Annotated in this window: 4 protein-coding genes and 1 pseudogene; all 5 read left to right on the plus strand. The window is 34.9% G+C overall.

Annotated elements, in window-relative coordinates; all coding sequences use genetic code 11:
* Window positions 1-1,247: pseudogene (locus Q0191_RS01610) on the plus strand (hypothetical protein); the annotation flags it as partial.
* An 83-nt stretch (window positions 1,248-1,330) separates the two neighbouring features.
* Complete coding sequence (locus Q0191_RS01615) at window positions 1,331-2,221, plus strand: hypothetical protein (RefSeq protein WP_306416517.1); 891 nt, start codon at window positions 1,331-1,333, stop codon at window positions 2,219-2,221.
* The gene (locus Q0191_RS01620) at window positions 2,222-2,671 is read left to right on the plus strand and encodes a hypothetical protein (RefSeq protein WP_015604303.1); all 450 of its coding nucleotides are present in this window, start codon (window positions 2,222-2,224) and stop codon (window positions 2,669-2,671) included.
* Window positions 2,671-3,132 carry a DUF5085 family protein gene (locus tag Q0191_RS01625; protein ID WP_015604304.1) on the plus strand — a complete coding sequence of 154 codons (462 nt, stop codon included), beginning with the start codon at window positions 2,671-2,673 and terminating at the stop codon, window positions 3,130-3,132. The genes Q0191_RS01620 and Q0191_RS01625 overlap by 1 nt, the downstream gene beginning before the upstream one ends.
* A 959-nt stretch (window positions 3,133-4,091) precedes the next feature.
* Complete coding sequence (locus tag Q0191_RS01630) at window positions 4,092-5,327, plus strand: T7SS effector LXG polymorphic toxin (protein WP_297663224.1); 1,236 nt, start codon at window positions 4,092-4,094, stop codon at window positions 5,325-5,327.
* Window positions 5,328-5,433: the final 106 nt, after the last annotated feature.

Genomic DNA, 5,433 nt, shown 5'->3' on the forward strand with positions numbered 1-5,433 from the left:
AGATTTATAGCTCTATCTCTGACATTATCAGTCTGACGAATCCAGATGCTAGTACGATAACGACCCCTTTGTCAGAAGGTAAAAAGATCTTAACAGATACCAAGACGAATATGGCTAGCTTCAATGGTTGGAAGCGAGGAGATGAGTATAGCAAGGTACTGCAGTCGCAAACTCAAACTTTAGAAAGTCTTTCTACTATGGCAGGTCTTTCATTTACTGATGCAGAAGCCAAGGCGTTCTACAATAGCCAAGATTACTTAAAGGCAGTTAAGAAAATCTCCTCCAAAGCAGATGGCACAACACCAGTAGAACTGTTAGGGTTAATTTCTAAGACTATTAATAAAGATTTAGGAAAGAGAAAAGGAAGTCAGGAGTCTGATGCAAAGAAGGCTGCAGAGTTTTTAGGGATTTCTGTTGAAGAATGGAATAACTTAGTTAACAAGGTTAAAGATGGAAACGAAGGGGTTTCGACTTCAATTACTTTCTTAAAAGGGAAGATGTACCTAAACGGCATGGAAATTGTGAAAGATGCCCAAGGTTTTGCGATTCCTATTAAGGATGGGGAAGTGATTCCTGAATTTATTAAAAATTTCAAAAAATACTTTAATAAGAAAGGGACTCAGTTAGAGTTTGTAACAAGTACAGGCAATTATCGTGCTCTTGATAAGGTTGTATTTAATCAAGGAGGAGGTGGAAGACAAGTCACAGCTCCAGGGAGAACCTTTGAGAAAGCGTTGGACATTGATTTGGCTGGTATAAATTATGCTTTTAAACCAGGTGGTGGTCTTAATTTTAAAGCAATAGGCAACGCAGCTAAGTCAGGATTTACAGAGTCTATTAAAAGTGTGGTAACAGATTTCAAACCAAGTACTTGGAAAAATGCTTCTACCTTTACCAAAACTGGTAAATTTCTTGGTGCTCTTGGAACTGCATTTACTGTGGTTGAAAGTGCTACAAATAATATTGATTTTAGTGATGGAATCCAAGGACGTGAACTAAGAAATGCAACAATTGATGCGACTATCTCAATCGGTGCAGGTGCAGGTGCAACTGCTGCAGGTGCAGCTATAGGCTCTTTCTTCTTACCTCCGTTAGGAACTGCTGTCGGTGCTTTGGCTGGTATAGGAATAAACACTCTAATTAATACGAATATTGGTAATACTGGTAAAAGTGCAGTTCAGCATGTACAATCATTTGCAAAAGGTATAGACGATTCTATTGCTAATTTCTTTGGAGGTGGGAAGTGATTAAATATGGAGAAGACTTTCGGTCAGAAGCATTAAATAAGGAATATTTTCAAGCGCTGGGTTCCACGCGAGCTTCTGTTAGAATGTTGAGTTTGGCCTGGGCTGGTTTGTTTGTATTGAGCATCGACCTGACTCACATATATTTTTTTATCAAGGAGCAATTCACAGTAGATCCCTTTTCTAATGTCCCTTTTCTTTTTCTATGTCTCCTTCTATTGCTCATGCTGGGCTGTCAGATTATGTCATTCAGCAAGACGTTCATCTATAAACATCAACTCTTTAGTACTGCGATGCTCTTTGTACTAATCAATGGGATCCATCTTTCATTGGTTTTAATGAATTATATTCTCACTATTTTAACGAATGAGGTTCTAAAAAATTCGCTGATCTACTCGCTGATTTATTGGTTAAGTTCCATTGGTTTATTCATGGGGTTAATTGTTTATAATGCCAGTTGGTTAAAAAAGCAACTAAGAAAAGGATTTTCAGAAAAACGAACAACTGCTAACTATATAGCCTTTTCAAGTGTTTACAGTAAACCATCCCTTTGGATTATTCTAGGAGTTACTTTGTTAGGCGGAGGGTTGGCTAGTTTATCCGGTTATTATGTGCAAACATTTGGGATTGTGAGCAATATAGTGTTTATTTCAGCTTTTTCAAGATTAATCGTCGAAGTTGGTTATCTACTTTATCTAAGAAGTAAGGATAAGACCTATTGGGAAGAAGTACCTAAGGAAGCCAAGAGAGAGTCCTTTTTGAAAACCATAGACCTTAAAAAGGCCAAGTATCGCTTGGTAATAGAAATTGTCTTATTTTTGACTCTTGCAGTGTGTTTGAAGATACTTAAGATAAATGCTGAAAATAGCCCGATTTGGCTTATATGGACAATAAGAATTTTTGGTTATTCAATTCTTTTGGATACCGCTATTAGTTTTATTTATTATCAGGTCAAAAAGATGAAACGAGGAAAATAAATGAAATTTAAAAGAAGGCAATTAAGCTTAAAAAATGCGATTGGATTTGAACTTACCATTGAGTCGGAGTCCTCTTTCTACAGTCAGTTAAAGGAAGCTTCAGAGGGATTTAAGCGTTTAATGATGGGAGATGACCTATATTTTGATGGTCCTACCTACTTTACATATTTACCATCAGACGACATTCAAGATATTTTGGTTTTTACAACATTAGGTAATAAACTTGAGCAAGTGAAAGAAAATACCTCGGGTATTTTCTTTCAGAAATCTTTAAATTTAATAACCGACTTTTATTATCGTCATTATGATCAAGAAGAAGCTATTCCTTACGAGGAGATTGAAAGAGAAATTTCGAAAGAAGGATATAGATTGGTAAATATTTTTCATGTTGTTTTGGACCTTTATGGTGACTATGTTGTAGACTTGTATTGTGAGGTTGAGAAAGTGTAATGAGATTGCCCATAGATGTTGTAAAAGTTGAAAAAATAGCTTTCCAAAACGTAGTTAGAAAAAAAGTATCTTTTCACTACAATGAAATGGATAAAAATTTAGAAAATTTTATTTCAGGCATTATAGAGTCAGGCTATCAAGTGAAAGGTCCATTTTTTTATAGTTTAAACAATGTTCCACTCAATGAAATAGTTGATCTTGAATTATTCGTACCTATCTGGAATGATTATTTCCAATTAGAAGGATATGAATTTTCAACATATTTTGAGGTTGACAACTTATTGAAAACTGTTATTCAAGGAAATTTTGCTGAATTGACAGAGATAGGATTTGCTAAGTTAATCCTGACGTTGGAAGAAAATAATTTAGACATAGCAACGCCTTTCTACCATATTATTTCACAAGGTGAATTGCAATATATAGAATTATTTGTTGGCTATTTTAAAAAAGAAGACTCATAGAACAACTGGCCGGTGTTGAATTGCTTATTATGAAAGACTTTATTTCATAATTAATTTTTAATAGTTCGGAGTATTTATAGAAAGTATCTATGGAAGAGTTTTTATCTTGTAACTAACTTGGTATTTATTTTTTCTGATTTCATATATCCGTATCTTATAGAATTATTGGGCTCTAGAAAATATAAGCCTTTCTTTTGTTTAAAGTACTAGGTAGACATCTTGATTTTCAAGCAAGTTTTGCCTATTCATCTGTAAACATACTTTTTGCTATACTTATAAAAAGAAATCTTTGTAATGAGAGTGAGTAAACCTTGCCAACTGTATGGACGATTCTCTGTGCATTTAATCATTAGGACAGTAATCCTATTTTGATATTTGACTAAAATAGTTAAAATTATTTTCTATTGGAAGTAACTATATTAAATTGATGAAAATTAGAGAGAGTGATTGAGCTACTCCCGAAAGTTAGATACTAAAAATCTAACTTTTGGTTTTTTTATTATGAAATTTACTAACAAGCACAAAGTCCAAAATTATCCGTATAATAAGTGAAGTATTATGTATAAGTGACTGATAGAAAAACATGAGTTAAACCCTTAAATCGTTCATATCAAATCTGATTCATTGGTAGTTTCGGAATAGATGTTATCCCAAAATAGAAATATCGTTAATACCCCCTTGTATTAAAATCAAAAATGATTAGTTAAGTTTTACTCTAAGGTTGTTTGTAACGAAGTGTAGTCCTGGATTATGTGTTATTGAATAGTTGATTGTTTCCAAATTGACTCGAACAATCTAACAAATACAGGTATACAATTACTAAAAAAATAAGAAGTAGAACATTAAAAATACTACGTGAACGTATTTATTCCTTTTATTAAGGAGAGTTTGGCAAGAAGACTAATAAACTCATCTGACATTAATTTGAGGTTCTAATCCAATTGAAAAGTGCTATACAGATGTTACAGTATTTTTTATTCTATGTAGCCAAAGAGATTACATTTTCGCTAGTTTTAAATAGCTTTTGCAACGAAATTATCAATCATCAGGTTCCCTTATTGATGAATTTTTCTAATGCTTTAGCCGTTCTTTCTGCTCAGTATGATAAGACTATCGAACAGTTTAAATCAACAGTCTCAGAGACAGCGGCGGATGCGATTATTGATACAGAATATTTGCAGGGGCTTTTGGATGGTTTTTCAGATTTGGAGACCAATATTAGTACGGTGGATAAAGCAACTGCAACTATTTATAGCTCTATCTCTGATATTCTCAGTCTGACGAATCCAGACGCTAGTACAATTACGACCCCTTTGTCAGAAGGTAAGAAGATCTTAACAGATACCAAGACGAATATGGCGAGCTTCAATGGTTGGAAGCGAGGAGATGAGTATAGTAAGGTATTGCAGTCGCAAACCCAAACTTTAGAAAGTCTTTCTACTATGGCGGGTCTTTCATTTACTGATGCGGAAGCCAAGGCATTCTATAGTAGCCAAGATTTCTTAAAGGCAGTTGAGAAAATTTCCACTAAAGCAAACGACTCGACACCAGTGGAACTGTTAGGGTTAGTTTCTAAGACTGTTAATAAAGATTTGGGTAAAATTAAAAAAGATGAGACGCTTCTTAATGCATTAAACTTGATGAAGAAAATAGGGACTGCTATAAGCTATTCTTCAACTGTTAATTTGGCTATAGCAGAGGGGATAGCAAGCTATCGAAAAATTAAGAATGGAACATGGTATGGAAAGCCTGTAGCGAGCACTAGAACAGGGTATAAGACTTGGAGACAGGTTAGTGGTGATGTCAGCAGGTTTAATATTGTAAAAAGTGCTAAGCATACGGATGAAATTATTAATGGTACTGGGAAGTTGGTGCGAGGAACAGGCTTCAAAGGCTTTTTAAAGAGTGTTGGTGCTGTTGGAGGTGCCCTTGCAGTGCTTGATGGAGGTATTACCTATTTAGAACGAAAAGAGCAATATGGAGAAACTAGTGCTGTTATTGATGGTGTTGCACACACTTCAACAGCTGTAGGTGCGATTTATGCTGGAGCTGCTATTGGTAGCATGATTCCTCTTCCTGTCGTCGGTACTCTTGCAGGAGCATTTGCTGGGTATGTCGTCAATGCTGCTGCTAATACCGTTTATGATGGATTGGCACACGGAAAATGGGATTGGAGTAACTTTGCTCTATTTTAATATTGCTAGAAAGGATGAAGGATGTTTTTTAGGAAAGTTATTTATATAGGTGAAAGTGATGGTCAGGCTATTTATGTAAATGTAGAAAAGCCAAGAGACCCCTTAG

Origin of the sequence: uncultured Streptococcus sp. (genome assembly GCF_938036805.1) — a bacterium.
Classification (GTDB): Bacteria; Bacillota; Bacilli; order Lactobacillales; family Streptococcaceae; genus Streptococcus.